The sequence below is a fragment of the Salinibacterium sp. AL4.1 genome (assembly GCF_059767305.1).
Genome location: NZ_JBSOQK010000001.1, coordinates 952,260 through 968,931, shown reverse-complemented (window position 1 = coordinate 968,931; position 16,672 = coordinate 952,260). Strand labels below are relative to the sequence as shown.

Annotated in this window: 18 protein-coding genes; 9 read left to right on the top strand and 9 right to left on the bottom strand. The window is 61.3% G+C overall.

Annotated features, from left to right (window positions below; genetic code table 11):
• Positions 1-6: 6 nt before the first annotated feature.
• A complete protein-coding gene (locus ACWTV3_RS04740; RefSeq protein ID WP_498477071.1) occupies positions 7-1,113 on the bottom strand; it encodes a heme/hemin ABC transporter substrate-binding protein in 1,107 nt (368 codons plus the stop codon).
• 134 nt (positions 1,114-1,247) lie between these two features.
• Here ACWTV3_RS04740 and ACWTV3_RS04735 point away from each other — a divergent pair, with 134 nt between their 5' ends.
• From ACWTV3_RS04735 to groL, 3 genes are all read left to right on the top strand, one after another.
• Complete coding sequence (locus tag ACWTV3_RS04735) at positions 1,248-1,544, top strand: DUF3263 domain-containing protein (RefSeq protein WP_100388379.1); 297 nt, start codon at positions 1,248-1,250, stop codon at positions 1,542-1,544.
• A gap of 3 nt (positions 1,545-1,547) precedes the next feature.
• Complete coding sequence (locus ACWTV3_RS04730) at positions 1,548-2,144, top strand: LytR C-terminal domain-containing protein (protein WP_498477070.1); 597 nt, start codon at positions 1,548-1,550, stop codon at positions 2,142-2,144.
• Between the two features lie 355 nt (positions 2,145-2,499).
• Entirely contained in the window at positions 2,500-4,128 is a 1,629-nt protein-coding gene (gene groL, locus ACWTV3_RS04725) for a chaperonin GroEL (protein WP_100388381.1), read from the top strand.
• 145 nt (positions 4,129-4,273) lie between these two features.
• On the opposite strand, the gene ACWTV3_RS04720 is transcribed toward groL, so the two are convergent.
• The 3 genes from ACWTV3_RS04720 to ACWTV3_RS04710 form a co-directional block, all read right to left on the bottom strand.
• On the bottom strand, positions 4,274-4,564 hold the full coding sequence (locus ACWTV3_RS04720) for a WXG100 family type VII secretion target (RefSeq protein ID WP_100388382.1): 291 nt from the start codon (positions 4,562-4,564) through the stop codon (positions 4,274-4,276).
• Positions 4,565-4,603: 39 nt separating this feature from the next.
• The gene (locus tag ACWTV3_RS04715; protein WP_498477069.1) at positions 4,604-6,325 is read right to left on the bottom strand and encodes a sensor histidine kinase; all 1,722 of its coding nucleotides are present in this window, start codon (positions 6,323-6,325) and stop codon (positions 4,604-4,606) included.
• A gap of 91 nt (positions 6,326-6,416) precedes the next feature.
• Positions 6,417-7,109 carry a response regulator transcription factor gene (locus tag ACWTV3_RS04710; protein WP_100388384.1) on the bottom strand — a complete coding sequence of 231 codons (693 nt, stop codon included), beginning with the start codon at positions 7,107-7,109 and terminating at the stop codon, positions 6,417-6,419.
• A gap of 141 nt (positions 7,110-7,250) precedes the next feature.
• Here ACWTV3_RS04710 and ACWTV3_RS04705 point away from each other — a divergent pair, with 141 nt between their 5' ends.
• Positions 7,251-7,514 carry a hypothetical protein gene (locus tag ACWTV3_RS04705; RefSeq protein ID WP_498477068.1) on the top strand — a complete coding sequence of 88 codons (264 nt, stop codon included), beginning with the start codon at positions 7,251-7,253 and terminating at the stop codon, positions 7,512-7,514.
• A 141-nt stretch (positions 7,515-7,655) separates the two neighbouring features.
• Here the strand turns inward: ACWTV3_RS04705 and ACWTV3_RS04700 are convergent, their stop codons facing one another.
• The 3 genes from ACWTV3_RS04700 to ACWTV3_RS04690 are packed head-to-tail and all read right to left on the bottom strand — an operon-like array spanning position 7,656 to position 11,439.
• Positions 7,656-9,305, bottom strand: a complete 1,650-nt coding sequence (locus ACWTV3_RS04700; protein ID WP_498477067.1) for a DNA repair helicase XPB — start codon at positions 9,303-9,305, stop codon at positions 7,656-7,658.
• A 24-nt stretch (positions 9,306-9,329) separates the two neighbouring features.
• Entirely contained in the window at positions 9,330-11,186 is a 1,857-nt protein-coding gene (locus ACWTV3_RS04695; protein ID WP_498477066.1) for a helicase-associated domain-containing protein, read from the bottom strand.
• A complete protein-coding gene (locus ACWTV3_RS04690) occupies positions 11,173-11,439 on the bottom strand; it encodes a hypothetical protein (RefSeq protein WP_229820318.1) in 267 nt (88 codons plus the stop codon). The genes ACWTV3_RS04695 and ACWTV3_RS04690 overlap by 14 nt, the downstream gene beginning before the upstream one ends.
• A 64-nt stretch (positions 11,440-11,503) precedes the next feature.
• On the opposite strand from ACWTV3_RS04690, the gene ACWTV3_RS04685 reads away from it, so the two are divergent.
• Positions 11,504-11,887: a cold-shock protein gene (locus tag ACWTV3_RS04685; protein ID WP_100388389.1), complete on the top strand. Its 384-nt coding sequence runs from the start codon at positions 11,504-11,506 to the stop codon at positions 11,885-11,887.
• Positions 11,880-12,593 (top strand): DUF3027 domain-containing protein, encoded by a 714-nt coding sequence (locus ACWTV3_RS04680; protein WP_498477065.1) that lies wholly within the window; start codon positions 11,880-11,882, stop codon positions 12,591-12,593. Before ACWTV3_RS04685 ends, ACWTV3_RS04680 begins: the two co-directional genes overlap by 8 nt.
• Here the strand turns inward: ACWTV3_RS04680 and ACWTV3_RS04675 are convergent.
• Entirely contained in the window at positions 12,590-12,835 is a 246-nt protein-coding gene (locus ACWTV3_RS04675; protein ID WP_498477064.1) for a DUF2530 domain-containing protein, read from the bottom strand. The two genes, ACWTV3_RS04680 and ACWTV3_RS04675, sit on opposite strands and share 4 nt — an antisense overlap.
• 9 nt (positions 12,836-12,844) lie before the next feature.
• Entirely contained in the window at positions 12,845-13,957 is a 1,113-nt protein-coding gene (gene serC / locus ACWTV3_RS04670; RefSeq protein ID WP_498477063.1) for a phosphoserine transaminase, read from the bottom strand.
• A 40-nt stretch (positions 13,958-13,997) separates the two neighbouring features.
• On the opposite strand from serC, the gene ACWTV3_RS04665 reads away from it, so the two are divergent.
• The 3 genes from ACWTV3_RS04665 to ACWTV3_RS04655 all read left to right on the top strand — a co-directional run bounded on the left by ACWTV3_RS04665 (position 13,998) and on the right by ACWTV3_RS04655 (position 16,621).
• Entirely contained in the window at positions 13,998-14,699 is a 702-nt protein-coding gene (locus tag ACWTV3_RS04665) for an iron-dependent transcriptional repressor DtxR (protein ID WP_100388393.1), read from the top strand.
• A gap of 335 nt (positions 14,700-15,034) precedes the next feature.
• On the top strand, positions 15,035-15,532 hold the full coding sequence (locus tag ACWTV3_RS04660) for an HNH endonuclease (protein WP_498477062.1): 498 nt from the start codon (positions 15,035-15,037) through the stop codon (positions 15,530-15,532).
• An 81-nt stretch (positions 15,533-15,613) separates the two neighbouring features.
• Entirely contained in the window at positions 15,614-16,621 is a 1,008-nt protein-coding gene (locus tag ACWTV3_RS04655) for a CHAP domain-containing protein (protein WP_498477061.1), read from the top strand.
• The last annotated feature ends 51 nt before the right edge of the window (positions 16,622-16,672 follow it).

Genomic DNA, 16,672 nt, shown 5'->3' with positions numbered 1-16,672 from the left:
CGGCGCCTACGAACCCGATGTGGGTGCGTAGATTGCGCGCGCGAGCGCATCCAGCACCGTGACGGTGCGGGGGCCGAAGCTCAAAATTTCGCCGTCATCCATCTCGACAAAGCGTTGGTTGATGCCGGCTTCGGTAAGAGCCACGGCGGGGCGAGCTTCGAGCAAGCCGCTCACGCCGCCCACGCTATCGAGACCGCCGGTCATCACGAGAATGAGATCGGGGTTCGCCGCGACCATCGCTTCATCGGTCATCGGCCGCATTCCTTCGAGGCCAATCTCGGCCGCGACATCCACGCCACCCAGCGCGTTGATCAGCACATCAGAGCCTGACTCTTGGCCAAAGAGGTAGTACACGCCCGAGGTGCCTCGCAAGTAGAGGAACATCATGCGCAAGCGATCGCCGGCAGGAACAATCTCGGCGATTTCGGCGATCTTCGCCTCGATCTCCGCACTCAACTGCGCGCCCAACTCTTCGCCGGCGGCGGGCGCGCCGAGCGCGGCCGCTGTCTGGCGAGCCAGCTCAGCGACACCTTCGACTGATGACTCGGTCTCAACGAAAACCACGGGGATCCCCGCATCACGCAACTGCACGACCACATCAATCGGGCCGATCGAGCCATCGGTCAGCACCAGATCGGGCCGCAGAGCCAGAATCGCTTCACTGTTCAGCGTGTGCGCATTCGATGTAATCACCGGCAACTCGGATGCCTCATCAAACGTCGTCGAAATATCCCGCGCCACGAGTGAGTCAACCAGGCCGAGCCCCGCGATCGTTGCTGCAATCGACCCCGAGATGTCCATCGCGATGACGCGATCCGTCGATGACACAGTCACGGGAACATCGCCACTCAGATCGTGCGAGGTCACCGTAACCGGCAACGACTGTGGGGGAGCGGTCTCCGGAGCAGAAATGCCGGATGTCGGCAGCGCCGCCTGAACCAACCCGCTGTAGTCCTTCGCATCACCCAATACCGACAAGGAAGCAAGGGGAGAGGTCAAATCGGCGGTAACCGTGACCGCTGGAGCCTCCGTGATCGAAGATGCCGAGCATCCACTGGCTCCAAAAGCAACGCCAGACAACACCACAACAGCAGTGAGGAGTCGGATGCGCATAGAAACCAATCGGAGAAAACGGGTACTAAGGCAATCCTAACCTCGACCAGCCCAAAATGGGCCCGCAAGCCGAGTCGCTCGGCAAAGCCGCCCGGCCCACGCCCTAGGCTTACCTGCACAGGGGAGGTTCAGCCGTGTCAGAAAACGAAAGCGCATCGCACCCCGCTACCGGTCTGTCCGAACGCGACAAGACCATCCTCGACTTCGAACGCGAATGGACCCGCCACGTCGGCGCGAAAGAAGAGGCCATTAGCTCCCAGTTTCGAGTCTCCAGTGCGCGCTATTATCAAATGCTCAACGCGGTAATCGACACCCCTGCAGCCGTACGCTACGACCCCATGCTGGTCTCGCGACTGCGCCGCACTCGTGACAACCGCACCCGAACCGTGCGAACCACCACCAGCCTCCACGACGAAGAATTGACAGACTAAGCAATGGCGAGTTACCCGAAGGACCGATTCGACGAACTTCCCGACGACGTCGAGCGCATCGGAGCCCACCGCGGCCCCAAGCGCCGCGGACGTGGCTGGATCGGCTTCGCCTGGGCACTGCTCGCTACCGGCGTTCTCGTCTTCGGTGGTCTCTTCGCCCTGAGCCAATACCTCGATGACGACCTCGGCCTGCCGTTCTTCGCCACTCCAGAAGAACCCGTCGTCACGCCCGAGCCGACGGCAACCGTCGAACCTCTCACTGATCCGTCAACCCTCGATACCGCCCGCGGCATCACCATTGACGTGCTCAATGGAACCCCCGAAAGCGGACTCCAAACCACCATCTTCGACGACCTCACCGCCGCAGGCTGGCCCACCGGCAGCGCCGCCCCCGCTTCTGCCCGGGACATCGAAGAGACCTACATCTACTACAGCAACGAAGCAGACGAAGACGTAGCGGCGGGACTCGCCATCGCCCTCGGTCACGGAGAAATCCGCCTCGTCGAAGCGGATGTCTTCCCCGGCGCCGAAATCACCATCGTCATCGGCACCGACTACCTCGCGCCCGCAGCAGAAGCCACCGAAGAGCCCACGGAATAACGCTCGCTCGCACCAGGCCACTCCGGTCCTGCTGTGAAAACCGGGGCTGATTTGGCAACTCTGCACCGCGCTGAAAGCTCCTACCCGCTCCCCGTAATCCAACGCGGGCATTCCGCCGGTTCCCGCGCAGATCGCGGCCGAGGAGGCCCCGAGCGCTCGCCCCGAAACGCCGCACCGCACCGCCGCGAGCGTGGCCCCCGTGAGTGCGCTGGGCTGTCGTGCACTCGCCCCTATCGAGTGCGCTGGGCTGTCTTGCACTCGCCCCTATCGAGTGCTAATTTTGACCTTGGCACTCGCACAGTTCGAGTGCCAACTTATTCGCTTGTACGACGTCCGGGAGGGACGAGAAACACACATGGCAAAGATCATTGCTTTCAACGAAGAGGCCCGTCGCGGCCTCGAGCGCGGCCTGAACACTCTCGCCGACGCCGTAAAGGTCACCCTCGGCCCACGTGGCCGCAACGTAGTTCTTGAAAAGAAGTGGGGCGCCCCCACCATCACGAACGACGGTGTGTCCATCGCCAAGGAGATCGAACTCGACGACCCGTTCGAGAAGATCGGTGCAGAACTCGTCAAAGAGGTAGCAAAGAAGACGGATGACGTAGCCGGAGACGGTACGACCACTTCTGTTGTTCTCGCTCAGGCTCTCGTTCGCGAAGGTCTTCGCAACGTTGCAGCCGGTGCAGACCCCATCAGCCTCAAGCGCGGTATCGAAAAGGCAACCAACTCGGTCATCGAGGCACTGGTTGCTAGCGCCAAGGAAATCGAAACCAAGGAAGAGATCGCAGCTACCGCATCCATCTCTGCTGGTGACCCCGAGATCGGCGCACTGATCGCCGAAGCTATCGACAAGGTCGGCAAGGAAGGTGTTGTCACCGTTGAGGAGTCGAACACGTTCGGCACCGAGCTGGAGCTCACCGAAGGTATGCGCTTCGACAAGGGCTTCCTGTCGGCATACTTCGTTACCGACCAGGAGCGTCAAGAAGCGGTCTTCGAAGACCCTTACGTTCTGATCGTCAACGGCAAGATCTCGAACATCAAGGATCTTCTCCCCATCGTCGACAAGGTAATCCAGAGCGGCAAGCAGCTTCTCATCATTGCCGAAGACGTTGACGGCGAAGCACTCGCAACTCTCGTTGTGAACAAGATCCGTGGCATCTTCAAGTCGGTAGCCGTCAAGGCTCCTGGCTTCGGAGACCGTCGCAAGGCTCAGCTCGCTGACATCGCCATCCTCACCGGTGGACAGGTTATCTCTGAAGAGGTCGGCCTCAAGCTCGAAAACGCTACTCTCGAACTCCTCGGTCGCGCCCGCAAGGTCGTCATCACCAAGGACGAAACCACGATCATCGAAGGTGCTGGTGAAGAAGAGGCGATCGCAGGTCGCGTCAAGCAGATCCGTGCCGAGATCGACAACACCGACAGCGACTACGACCGCGAGAAGCTCCAGGAGCGCCTCGCGAAGCTCGCCGGTGGAGTTGCAGTCATCAAGGCTGGAGCGGCAACCGAGGTTGAGCTCAAGGAGCGCAAGCACCGCATTGAGGACGCAGTCCGCAACGCAAAGGCTGCTGTTGAAGAAGGAATCGTCGCCGGTGGTGGCGTTGCCCTGATTCAGGCTGGCAAGATCGCTTTCGACAGCCAGGCAATGGCTGACCTCGTTGGTGACGAAGCAACCGGAGCGAACATCGTTCGTGTCGCAATCGACGCACCGCTTAAGCAGATCGCGCTCAACGCCGGTCTCGAGCCTGGTGTTGTTGCTGACAAGGTTCGCAACCTCACGGTTGGTCACGGCCTCAACGCAGCTACCGGCGAATACGTCGACATGCTCGCTGCAGGAATCAACGACCCGGTTAAGGTAACCCGCTCGGCGCTGCTCAACGCATCGTCGATCGCAGGTCTCTTCCTCACGACCGAAGCCGTTGTTGCTGACAAGCCCGAGAAGAACCCTGCACCGATGGGTGACCCGTCGGGTGGAATGGACTTCTAAGTCTCACCGCTTCACACAGCTGCATAGCTGAACACAGAATGGGCGTCTCCTTCGGGAGGCGCCCATTCTTGCGTTACGTCAAGCTTCGGTGCCGGTTTCGTTGCCGAGAGCTGCCCCAGCGTGCGGTAGCAACGACGTTCTGGTCTTAGCGGGAGAAGAGGCGGGCGTTGGCCGCTTCAATTTCCGCGTACTGCTGCCCGGCCTGGCTCAGCGCCGTGTTGATGGCAGCGAGGTTTTCTTCAACCCGCTGCTGGGTGGCCTTCCAGTCGGTCACGACCGTCGAAAACGCGGTGGCCGCTTGGCCCGTCCACGACCCCTGCAGGTTCGTGAGCTGCCCATGAAGGCCAGCTACTTCGGCTTGGATGCGGCTGATGGAGTTCTGAACCGCTCCGGTGGCGCTGAGGACGGCTTCACTATCTACTTGGTATCGAGTCATAACTCGACGGTAGATTCCGGCGAGAGCCTCGCCCGGTTGCTACTTGGCTTCCGTGGCTTCTGCCGCAGCAGGCTCGCTGGGGAGGAGGGGAAGTTCAACCCGGAAGGTTGCGCCGCCACCTGGCGTCTCAAGGGCCTGCACGGTGCCCTTGTGGGCGCTGACGATGGCCGACACGATAGCGAGTCCCAGTCCACTGCCGCCAGTATCGCGGTTGCGTGAGCTGTCGGCACGCCAGAAGCGCTCGAAGACTTTGCTACGAATCTGCTCCGGGATGCCCTCGCCGTGGTCGATGACCGAGAGCACAGCCATCTGGCGCTCATGGTCGACGCCCACGCCGATCTCGACAGGCGTGTCGGTGGTGAAACGAAGTGCGTTCGTGACGAGGTTGGTGAGCACCTGACGAATCTTGTTTTCTTCGGCCATGACGACGGCGTTGAGATCTGTCGGCACGGGGGCGATCGCTTCTGTGATGCGAGCGGCGGCCTTAGCAACGGCCGCAGACTTCTTGCGCGAGGCCAGTCGTGAGAGGCGAGCTCCGGCAGCGGCGATGGGGCCAGTGGCGAGAGCGGCGACGCCACGCGACGGTGTGCTGGGGGCAGGGTCTGAGCTCTCGGGGAGCGTGATGACCTTAGTGTCGGTGTCCTCATGCTCGTTCAGGTGCGGCTTGACCACGGCATCCGAATCGATGCGGGGGTTCGTGTTGATGACCGTGACTACGCGACCGGTGGAGGCCCGAGCATCCATCGCAGCATCGTTAGCGAGGGGCAGAAGATCAACTTCGGTCAGCTGCAGAGGCTTAGTTTCGTCGATGCGGGCCAGCTCGAGGAGGTCTTCAACCAAACCACCCATGCGGATGGCTTCCTTCTCGATGCGTTCCATGGCCTGAGCGACGTCATCAGACTTAGTGATCGCGCCCATGCGGTAGAGCTCGGCGTACCCGCGCACGGTCACAAGGGGAGTGCGCAGTTCATGGCTCGCGTCACCGACGAAGCGGCGCATCTGGTCAATGGTGCGGGCGCGATCGGAAAAAGCTCGATCGATTCGGCCCAGCATGGAGTTGAGGGAGCGATTCAGGCGCCCCACCTCGGTATTGGGCGTTGCCACAGAAAGTCGTTGGTCGAAGTCACCCTCGGCGAAGCGTGCCGCGGTGGCTTCCACTTCGCGCAGCGGTGCAAAGGTTGAAGTGACCAAAAGCCGGGTCAGTGCACCGCCGACAATGACCACGGTCAAACCGAAGAAGAGAAAGATGGCGGCATAACGGGCCACGATCGCGTTGGAATCGCCGAGGTCGCGCGCGATCACGATCGTGACGAAGTCAGGGCCGATCGTGCTGATTGCGGGGTAAGCAATGACGCGCCATTGGCCTCCGATGGAGGTGCTGGGCAGCGTGAACTCGCTTGTTTGCGAGCTGGCGACCGCAATCGTGATGCCGTCGAGAACCGGGCGTGCGGCATCCTCTTCACGACTGTTGCAGCGCATGGTGCCGTCGTGGTTGAGAACGGCAAAGTAAAGGTCGTTAGGCAGGCGAGAAACGCTGCACTGAGGATCTTCTGTTGTGCCGGTGTACTGGATGGTGCCGTCGAGGTCGTCGGCCGCAGCGCTGATCTTTTCGTCAGTTTGCTGCAGCAGGTAGTCCCGCAGCACAGCAGCGGTGCCCACGCCTGCGACGAGGAGCCCCATGGTCAGCAAGAGCACCGTGACTCCGGTGACCTTCGTGCGAAGCGAGATGCGGCTCCACGCGTCGGGGATGTTCTCCTGCATGATCTGAACGGTACCTTGCGTGGCTGGGAATCGGGAACAAATATGGCCAGCTCGACACCCTAGTTGGCGTCGAGCTGGCCATCAGAGATGGTTACGGCTTAGCGGCCTTAAGCATGTAGCCGAAGCCGCGCTTGGTCTGAATGATCGGCTCTTCGGTGTGCTGATCCAGCTTGCGGCGCAGGTAGGAGATGTAGCTCTCTACGATGCCGGCGTCGCCGTTGAAATCGTACTCCCAGACGTGGTCGAGGATCTGAGCCTTCGAGAGCACGCGGTTGGGGTTGAGCATGAGGTAGCGCAGCAGTTTGAACTCGGTGGGACTGAGCTCGATCTGTTCGCTGCCGATCGACACTTCGTGAGTGTCCTGGTCCATGGTGAGGTCACCTGCGCGAATGATCGTCTCTTCGTCATCCTGCATCGTGCGGCGCAGAATCGCCTTGATGCGAGCCACGATCTCGTCGAGGCTGAACGGCTTGGTGACGTAGTCATCGCCGCCGACGGTGAGACCCATGATCTTGTCTTCGGTGTCGTCCTTAGCCGTCAAGAACAGAATGGGGGAGGTGTAGCCCGAAGCGCGAAGGCGCTTGGTCACTCCGAAACCGTTCATGTCGGGCAACATCACGTCGAGGATGATCAGGTCGGGTTCTTCTTCAAGAACTGCCGAGATGGTCTGTGCCCCGCTTCCTACCGCACGCACTGCGAAACCTGCGAAGCGCAGGCTCGTGGTGAGAAGGTCGCGAATGTTGGGTTCGTCGTCAACAATCAGAATCTTGGGTCCGTCAGCCATGAACCAAGTATCTGCATGTTTCCTGAACGCTGGCTGATAAGCGTAGGCGTGTCGGCGAGTTGTTTGCCGATTCGTTCATTGAGTATTTATTAACTTTAACCGTAGGGTGGATGAACCGAGATCAGGAACAGGGGACTACTGATGAAACGAATTTTCTTCGGAGCGCTGAGTGCATTCGGCCTGGGAGCGCTCGGCTTCGGCGCCATGGCTTTGCTGGGCACGCTCTCCCGCAGCTATGACATTCAGTGGCTCAACGGCGATGGAATGACGCCCATGTGGCCCATGACGGTTGGCTTCAGCTCAATCTGGTTGATGGCGCTCAGCCTTGCGGTGCTCATTCTGGTTTCGGCGGTTGGCCTCATTCGCGATGTGATCATCAAGCGACGTAGTCGGCTCGAGGCATAGGGCTACCAGCGCACTGAGCTCAATGCGTGAGCTCGAAAAGATAGGCAAATGCGGGCCTGGGGTGAGTAATGCCGCGGCCACTCGCGCGAACGCCTCCCGCTTCTCGCCTGCGCGCTCTCGCCGCAGCTCTTTCGCTCGCCGCTAGGCGGTCAGGTCTGCGGCATCCAGGATCGTGTAGCTGTAGCCCTGCTCGGCCAAGAACCGCTGACGGTTTTGTGCGAAGTCTTGATCGACGGTGTCGCGAGCGACGAGCGTGTAGAAGTTGGCGGGCAAACCGCTCTCCTTGGGACGCAGCAGGCGACCGAGGCGTTGCGCTTCTTCTTGACGCGAGCCGAACGAGCCGCTGACTTGGATGGCAACGGTCGCCTCGGGCAGGTCGACCGAGAAGTTGGCGACCTTGGAGACGACCAACACTTTCGTGATTCCTTCGCGAAACTCTTGGTAGAGGCGTTCACGCTCAGCAACCGGCGTGGAACCGGTGAGCTGGGGCGCGTTCAGCTGAGTGGCGAGGGTGTCGATCTGATCGAGGTACTGCCCGATGACGAGAATGCGTTCGCCCTCGTGTTTCTTCACGAGCGCGCGCACCACATCGATCTTGGCGGGCGCGGCAGCCGCGAGCCGGAACCGTTCGTCGTCAGCCGATGCGGCGTATTCGAGACGATCACTTTCAGGCAGGTCGACGCGAACTTCGTAGCAGCTCGCGGGGGAGATGAAGCCTTGAGCCTCAATCTCTTTCCACGGCGCATCGAATCGCTTGGGACCGATGAGGGAGAACACGTCGCCCTCGCGGCCGTCTTCGCGCACGAGAGTGGCGGTCAGTCCGAGGCGACGGCGTGCTTGTAAGTCGGCGGTGAGCTTGAACACGGGAGCGGGCAGCAAGTGAACCTCGTCGTACACGACAAGACCCCAGTCGAGAGCATCCAACAAAGCGAGGTGAGCGTATTCGCCCTTTCTCTTGGCCGTAAGGATTTGGTAGGTCGCAATCGTGACCGGCAGGATCTCCTTGGTCTGCCCCGAATACTCACCGACCTCCTCTTCAGTGAGGGTGGTGCGCTTCAGGATTTCGGCGCGCCACTGGCGAGCCGACACCGTATTCGTGACCAAGATCAGCGTCGTGGTCTTGCTTTGAGCCATGGCGCCCAGACCCACAAGGGTCTTTCCGGCACCACAGGGCAGAACGACAACGCCAGAACCGTGCTCGAAAAAGTTGTCGATGGCGTGCTGCTGGTACTCGCGCAGGCCCCAGCCCGCGGCATCCAGAGCAATCTCATGGGGCGTGCCGGGGGTGTAACCGGCGTTGTCTTCAGCGGGCCAGCCGAGTTTGAGCAACTCTTGCTTCAATTGGCCACGGGCCCACGCCTGCACAACGAAAGTGTGATCGCCGCGGCGTTCGAACAACAGGCTGGCGACCTTCTTGGCGCGCGTAATCTCACGCAGCACGGCGGGATCGGTAGCGGTGAGAGTGAGGGCGCCGTCCTCATCGCGGTCGATGACGAGGCGACCATAGCGGCCAACAGTCTCGGCGATATCGACGCTAACGCTCTGCGGAATCGGAAACTTTGAGTACTTTTCGAGCGTCTCCAGCATCGCCGGAGCATCGTGGCCAGCCGCGCGCGCGTTCCACAGCCCCAGGCGCGTGATGCGGTAGGTGTGAATGTGCTCGGGGGCACGCTCGAGCTCAGCGAACACCGCCAAGTCATGGCGAGCGTCTTCCGCCAAAGGGTGGGCGACCTCCAGCAGAACCGTACGGTCAGACTGCACGATCAGGGGTCCGTCGGGTGCTGCGTTCATCCGACCAACCTTACGCGCGGTTGCTTAGCGTTCGGTGGTCGCTTCCACCGAAACAATGCTCTTGAGCGGCAGCGTGCGTTCGATGTCGGCCGCACGGTCGAGCCCGCGCATCCGGCCAGCAGCAACACTCGACGGTTCGAGCGTGTATTCGACCTCGCGGTCATCCGGCATTCTGACGGTCACTCGCAGCAATAGCTTGTTGCGGATGGCGACCTCAATTTGCCGCGACAGCCAGGCTTGGTCTTCGTCGCCGATTGCCCCGCCTTGGCCGTTGCGTAGCTTGGCGAGCAACTTTTCGGGGGCGGAGTCCTGCGCCTCGTCGGGCGTGGCGGTGCTCACTTGATCGCGGCGCAGCGACAGAATCTGCCCGTCCGCGTCTTCGGCCGCCACGGGATAGCGGGCATCGCTGAGCGCCCAAAACAGCTGCTCCACGCCGAAGCGCGAGACGAGCTGGCCGTTTTCTTTGCGCAATCCGAAGGGGCCGAAATTGGGGTCAACAGCGATCGATTGCAGCGTGACAGGGTCCGGCGACGACACATAGCTACCACTGGCGCCATGCAGGCCAACGCGCACCAGGCCGTGGCGAGCTGCGGCTTCGCTGAGCAGGTACTCCACCGGCTGCGGAACACCCGTTAGTGAAATTTCGGCCAAGAAGCTGCGCATGCCCTCGAGCGTTTCGCCGAGCGTCATTGCGTGATGCAGGCTCGAGCGGGAGATGCGATAGGTGGATGCCAGAGCGCGCGTCTCCACATCGGCGATCACTCGCAGCCGGGCATCCAGTTGCGGGGCCAGCGGGCCGGGCGAGATCACGGTGAGGTCGGGCTGAACGTACACCTGGTGCACTTCGCGAGGAAAGAGCTCCGCCATCACGGCTGCAGCCTCAGTGGGTGTTCGGGTGAGCAACGCGATGCCCGCGCTGCTCGGCAACTGCTCGGCAGTGACTCCCAAGAGGTGGGCGTCACGGGCGTAGCGACGAAGTCGCTCGAGCATCGCATCGACTCCGGCGGGGAACAGCCAGCGCACGTAGTCTTCGACTCCGCTGCCCCAGAAGCTCTGCACACGGTCAGCGAGGATTGTGCGGATGTTGTCGGGCACGCCCTGGTGCCAAGCCTCGGCGAGGTGCACCCAGCGTTCAGCCGCGCCGAGGGACATCCACTCGGTGGCGGAGGCGGTGGGCATCCATTGCGCATTGTTGGTGGCGATGAGGCCAGCACGTTCGGCAATGTCGACAAGGCCAGCGATCTTCTCGAGAGGAACGGACATCGCTACGGCCAGGCGCTTGGAATCCGGAAGCGAGACGCCGCCGCGAGCCAGATCGCGCACCGGACTCGACCGCAGCTGGTTGATGAGCTCGGTGACTTCGTTGGTTGTGGCGAAGGCGTTCTCTGCCGCGATGCTGTCGGTGCTGTCGCGCTGTGACGGTTCAACCGAGGTCAGCGTTGATGGCGGTGGGGTCTCTAGCAGCTCGCCCGTAGTGGGAAGGTCATCGAAAGGCCAGCCCGCCAGATGATCGGTGACGCCGTCAGGGGCGCTGTACCGGCCGCCGCGGTGAATAAGCAGCGCGAGGCTCACGAGGCGGTCTAAGCGTCGCTGAACGGCAACCTCATCCGCGCCAAAATGTCCAAGGGCAGTGGCGACGTCAGTGGCGGAGAGAGACGTAGTGTCAGCAACAACGGCGAGCGTGGCCAAGGTGGGGCGGTCGAGCTTGCTCAGGATGCGTTCGACCGACGTGGGCTGCTGCAGGGCATCCGCGAGGTCAAAGAAATCGCTGACAGAGTTGGCACGCACGACGCGCGAGCGCAACAACTCAAGAAGGTGGTTGTCGTCTAGTGCGCGCAATTGTGCGGCGAGCAGCAGAGCGGCATCGCTAATTGTGGCCATTCCTGTACTCACGTTGGCGGCGGCGCCCGTTCAGCACCACGAGGGTGATGATGAACACCACGCCCAAAGGCAAGGCAAATTGAGGCATAGTTATCACAGCGGGCCAGACACCGTTATCGAATTCGGTTTGGCCCAGTGCGGTAGCTACGACTACGGCAACGAAGCTAAGCACGGCGAGTGCGATCGAGAAGGCGACGAGGTAGGCGAGCACACGCTCGATACGAAGGTCGCGTTCAGTTGAGTGATTTGTCACGTAGACAAGGATACGCGCCCGTTTACGTTCTAAGCTTGAGTCACGATTACAAAGGAGCATGCCCATGCCTACCGGCAAGGTTAAGTTTTACGACGACGAGAAGGGTTTTGGCTTCATCATGAGTGATGAAGGCCAAGAGGTCTTTTTGCACGCCTCAGCCTTGCCTGCGGGCACGACTGGGGTCAAGGCGGGTACTCGCCTTGAGTTCGGAATCGCTGACGGAAAGAAGGGTGCTCAGGCGCTCTCTGTTCGAGTCATGGATGCTCCTGCGAGCATGACAAAGATCAACCGCAAGCCCGCCGATGACATGGCCGTGATCATTGAAGATCTCGTCAAGCTCATGGACGGCATTGGTTCCGGCCTTAAGCGGGGTCGCTACCCCGATAAGGCGCACGGCGCCAAAATTGCCTCAATGCTGCGAAAGGTAGCGGACGAACTCGATGCCTAAGAGCCAGTACGAAAAGCTCGCTCGGGGAGCACTTCTCGAGATCACCACCGACGCAGCGATTGGCGCGCTCGTGGGTGAGCAGGTCGAGAGCGACGGCATCATTTCGGTGCTGTTCGCATCGGCCCTGCCGGGCTACCCGGGCTGGAATTGGACTGTGAGCGTCGCCCACGTCGAAGGCGAAGAGCCGACTGTTCTCGAAGCGGAACTCATGCCTGCCGAAGGCGCACTGCTTTCGCCCGATTGGGTGCCGTGGTCAGAACGTCTCGCCGAGTACAAGGCTGCCCAGGCAGCCACTGAAGCAGCGGATGCCGAAAAGGCCGCCGCCGATGAAGCTTCAGACGGCGACGAGGGAGACGACCTCGAAGACGAAGACGACGACGATGAGGATGACGATGCGTTCGGCTCTGCCGTTCTGCACGGCGGAGATCTCGACGGCGTGGACATCGACGCATCCGACGATGAATCCGACGACGACGACGATGACGAAGATGACGACGACGACGATGACGAAGATGACGACGACGAAGATGACGAAGATGACGACGACATCGATGAAGACGAAGATGACGACGACGATGATGACGACCTCGACGGCGACTCCGACGACGACGAATCGGACGACGACTACGACACCGGCGCCTTCCGCGGTGGCGACCACGAAGGTGTGAGCGTCGACGACCTCGACGAGTCAGGCGAAGACGACTAGCGAGACTGCTTTCCGCGCCTCACGTGCGTGTAGAGCAGGCCGATAAGGCCGAGTACCAACCCGGCAACAGCGGTCCACAACCACCAGAGGTTGCCGGCCTCGTTGAGCGGCTCAATAAAGATCAGCAACAGCGCGACCCCGAGCACCCACAACGCCATTCCGACGAGCATCGCCTTGCGGTCGTCGGTGTGCACCGGCTCTGGGTCGGGCCGGCGCTCTGAGTCTTTCAACCAGATACGCACGGTTTCAGATTAGTGGCTGTTCGCGATCACGTAGTCGATCGATGAGACCAACTTGCGTACGTCATCCGGTTCAATCGCAACGAAGGTTGCCACACGCAGCTGGTTGCGACCGAGCTTGCGGTACGGGTCGGTGTCGACAACTCCGTTGGCCCGCAACGTCTTAGCGATCGCGGAGGCGTCGATGGCGTCGTCGAAGTCGACCGTGACAACAACCTGCGAGCGGTGCTCCGGGTTGGAGACGAACGGTGTCGCGACGTCGCTGGCGGCAGCCCAGTCGTAGAGCACCGACGACGATTCGCGCGTGCGAGCATCCGCCCAAGCGAGCCCGCCATTGCCGTTGATCCAGTCGATCTGGTTCTCAAGTAGCAGCAGCGTGCTGAGCGCGGGAGTATTGAGGGTCTGGTTGAGGCGCGAGTTGTCGATCGCATTTTTGAGCGACAGGAACTCGGGAATGTAGCGGCCCGACGCGGCGATGCGCTCGACGCGCTCGATGGCTGCGGGGGAGAAGAGGGCGAACCAGAGGCCACCGTCTGACGCGAAGTTCTTTTGCGGGGCGAAGTAGTAGACGTCGGCCTGGTTGGCATCGAACTGGATGCCGCCGGCTGCGCTCGTCGCGTCAACAACCGTCAGAACGTTCGAGTCGGCGAAGCGGCGAACCGGAGCCATCACGCCGGTGGAAGTCTCGTTGTGTGGGTACGCAAACACGTCGGCGCCGTTGATGTCATCGAGTTCAGCGAACGACCCGCCCGGGGCGGAAACTACGTGAGGCGATTCGAGGTGAGGTGCTGCGGCCGCTTTCGCGAACTTGGAGCCGAACTCTCCAAAGGAAAGGTGCGCGCTGCGGCGCTCGATCAGGGCGAAGGCTGCGGCATCCCAGAACGCCGTTGAGCCACCATTGCCCATGACAACTTCGTAGCCTTCGGGAATCTGGAAAAGCTCGCCGAGGCCTGTACGTACGCGGCCCACGAGGTCGCGAACGGGTGCCTGACGGTGAGACGTGCCGAGGATGGTGCGCGAGGCGGACACCAAGTGTTCGACCTGTTCGGGGCGCACTTTGGAAGGTCCGCATCCGAATCGTCCGTCGGTGGGAAGGAGGTCGCTGGGAATCGTCAGGCTAGCCATACGTCCGATTCTATTGGCCAGTACGGGCTAGTCTTGTTTCATGACCGATCTCGTTGACACCACCGAGATGTACCTGCGCACGATTCTTGACCTCGAAGAAGAGAACATCGTGCCCCTGCGGGCTCGCATCTCCGAACGTCTCGGCCACTCTGGGCCGACCGTTTCGCAAACTATCGGCCGCATGGAACGTGACGGCCTTGTCGTCGTTGAAGGCGACCGCCACCTCGAATTTACTGAGGAGGGTCGCCGTCGTGCCACGCAAGTGATGCGCAAGCACCGCCTCGCCGAGCGACTGCTCGCTGACGTTATTGGCCTCGACTGGGCGCTCGTTCACGACGAAGCGTGCCGGTGGGAGCACGTCATGAGCGAGCAAGTTGAGCGCAAGCTCATCGAAATGCTCGACCACCCCACGGAGTCGCCCTACGGCAATCCGATTCCCGGACTCGAAGAGTTGGGCGGTACCGCTGCTCCCTCGTTCAGCGCGGGCATGGTGAACATTGTTGATCTCGTGGCGAACACGTCGGCTCCCGTCGTTGGCCTCATCCGTCGACTGGGCGAGCCCGTACAGTTCGAACCCGAACTGTTGCAGCAGCTCTTTAGCGCTGGTGTTATGCCCGGCAAGACGGCAACCTTTGCTGCCGCTGACTCGTACGTGGCCGTCACCGTTGAAGGTTTCGGCGAAGGTCTCGAACTGCCCAACGAGGTCGCCGTGCACATTTTCGTTGAGAAGCCCACGGCGTAGTCCTCTGAATTCTCTGTTTACCGAGGCGTAACCGTCTCGTCATCCGATTCGGCGCGCCCGCGCGCGGTCTGCTCAAAAAATTGGGTTAGCCTGTAGCCCTTGGAGTTCACGAATGAACCGGAGAATCGCATGTTAGGTAGGTGCAGCATCCAAACCGTGGATGCGCGTGCCCACTTCGACATACGACACAGCAGTACTGTGCGCGGCAGTTTTCGCGCGCTGAATCACTAGGCATCGTCTTACGACGGTGCCTTTTTGTTTTATGCCTCCCATTCGTTGAGCCTCAGGGAAGTCGATTGCCTGCAAGCCGTGCAGGCGCTTTCGAGAGGATGACAATGCGCACTTTGGTCCTGAACGCCGGCTACGAGCCGCTCGCGGTCGTGTCTTTCAAGCGAGCGATTGTGCTCGTAATGAATCAGAAAGCGACGATTGTCGCGGCCGATTCGGAACATCCCGTCTGGGGTTCCACCGGATCGTGGGAGAGACCATCGGTCATCATCCTGCGAAACTACGTGCGCATTCCGTCAACGAGACGGTTGCCGGTTTCCCGCCGCGGAGTTCTCCGTCGCGACGGTCACCGCTGCGGGTATTGCGGTGATTCCGCAAACACGATCGACCACGTTATGCCGCGATCGCGCGGGGGCGAGGACTCGTGGGAGAACCTAGTGGCGTGCTGCCTTCGCTGCAACAACATCAAGAGCAATCGAACCCCCGCCGAGATGAAATGGCGACTGCTGATCAAGCCGCGACCGCCGCACACGAGCGCGTGGCTTGTGAGGGGCATTGAAAGGGCGCTCCCAGATTGGGAAGAGTATTTGGCTCCGGCCGCGTAACTGTTATGCTGTTGTGATTATTCCCGTCGTTCGAAGGTTGCCCTAGTTTCTCTTCGAATGAGCCTCTCCTAAGGTTCCCGATTGTCTCGTATTTCTTCTGATAGCACGGATGTTTCCGGTGCGCCTTCGGTCGAACCCGCGAGCGAAGCTCCGGTTTATCTTTCGCGTCGCGAAGCGCGTGCAGCCCGCGAGGCTGCCGCTGCCGCCACGACCAGTGTTTCGGCCGAGATTGTTGTGACAGCAGAGATCGCTGTTCCGCAGATTCCGACTGCGCCGGCGGCTGTCGCTCACGAGCCTGCTCCTGTCTTGTACGTGCCCACGGCATCCGCGAGCAGTGCGGCGCCGCGCTCTCGCACAGCTCCGAAGGCTAAGGCCAAGCGTGTTCGCAAGAGCCCACTGCGTGCTGTTGCTTCAATGGCTGTCATCGGTGGCCTTTTCGCCGTCGCTGGCCTGCCGGCCTATAGCGCGACCGGGCTGGTTTCCGACGAAGGAGTCATGGTTTCCGCGGCGTCGATGGCGGATGTCGCGCCCGCGAGCGTGCAGTCGGTAACGGTGAGTTCAGAGCTCGACCTTCCCGCGCTTGAGCGCGACCAATTCGAGGCCACATCGCCTGAAGCCTTGGAGATTATTCGCCAGCAGGATGCGATCGCTTCCGCGAACTCGCTGTACCTCGCATCGGGTGCGCAAGCGCTGGGTGACGACTACCCGTGGCCGACCGCCGGTTCCACTCTGTCTCCGCTGAACTACTACTACCGCCAGTGCACCGACTTCGTGGCGTGGCGCCTCAACCGCGACGTCGGCTCATTCTCCGCACCATTCCGCTGGGCGTGGGCAGATCTCACCCCGAACGGCGGCGACGCGTACCAGTGGAAGTCGGCGTGGGAGGCACACGGCTGGACGGTGAGCGACGTACCGGTAGCGGGGTCAGTTGCCTGGTTCGGCTGGGACAACCACGTGTCCTATGTGAAGCAAGTGAATGCTGACGGTTCAGTGTTGCTTGAGGAATACAACTACGTATCTCTCTCGTACGGCCAGCGAACGCTGCAGCCGAGCGAGGTCGATTCCTTCCTCTACCCACCCGGGCAGTAGCAGCAGCCGACCTTCGCCGACTTGGCCCCAGCGTGTGACGAGGAGCGATTC